Annotated in this window: 2 protein-coding genes; both read left to right on the top strand. The window is 33.5% G+C overall.

The features are described 5' to 3' along the window. On the top strand, positions 1-260 hold a 260-nt coding region (locus tag AMN83_RS00080), incomplete at its 5' end, for an isocitrate/isopropylmalate family dehydrogenase (protein ID WP_256998042.1). Positions 261-286: 26 nt separating this feature from the next. Next, on the top strand, positions 287-1,034 hold a 748-nt coding region (locus AMN83_RS00075), incomplete at its 3' end, for an acyl-CoA dehydrogenase family protein (RefSeq protein WP_179850393.1).

Raw genomic sequence — 1,034 nt, 5'->3', positions numbered from 1 at the left:
GGAGAGCGATGTACGAGCCTATACACGGGTCAGCTCCAGATATAGCTGGTAAAGGGATAGCAAATCCAATTGCTTCTATTTTGAGCTTTGCTATGGCACTAAGATATTCTTTAGATCTTGATAAAGAAGCAGATATTTTAGAAAAAGCAGTTCAAGATGTTTTAAATGATGGGTTAAGAACTAAAGATATAATGTCAGAGGGTATGAAAGAAACCTCCACGTCAGCAATGGGTGATGCGATAATTTCAAAATTGCAATAAAACTAGAATTATTCTAAGCTTTAAATATGCCAAGTTACACCGCACCAGTAAAAGACATGATGTTTCTCTTTGAAAAATTAAGAGATAATAAAAATTATAATGAGCTTGAAAAATATAATGAGGTGAGCACAGATCTTGTTAAAGATATTTTAGAAGAAGCAGCTAAAATAAATCAAAATTTAATTTTACCTCTTGCTAAAGCAGGTGACGAAAATCCAGCAATTTTAGAAAATGGTGTTGTCAGAACACCACCGGGTTACAAAGAAGCATATCAGAAATACATTGAAGATGGTTGGACGTCATTGTCTTGTGACCCTAAATATGGAGGCCAAGGAATGCCAAAAACAGTAAGCGCGTTCTTTGATGAAATGCTTTCCTCAGCCAGTTTGTCATTTAAATTATATAGTGAACTTAGTATTGGTGCCTATAATTGTATTAATCATCATGCTTCAGATGAAATTAAAGATAAATATTTACCAAAGATCGTCGAAGGTAAATGGAGTGGTACTATGTGTTTAACAGAACCAGTCTGTGGTACAGACTTAGGTTTGTTAAAAACCAAAGCCGTAAAACAATCTGATGATACCTATAAAATTAGTGGTCAAAAGATTTTTATAACTTCTGGTGATCATGACTTAACTGAAAATATTATTCATTTAGTTTTAGCAAGATCAACAGACTCTCCTGCGGGCACTAAAGGAATTAGTTTATTTTTAGTACCAAAATTTATTGTAAATGAAGATGGTAGTGTTGGTCAAAGAAATGGAATTTCAA

This window comes from Candidatus Pelagibacter communis (assembly GCF_001180025.1).
Classification (GTDB): Bacteria; Pseudomonadota; Alphaproteobacteria; order Pelagibacterales; family Pelagibacteraceae; genus Pelagibacter; species Pelagibacter ubique_A.
The sequence above is the reverse complement of the archived record's forward strand: the minus strand, read 5'-3'. Positions and strand labels throughout refer to the sequence as shown.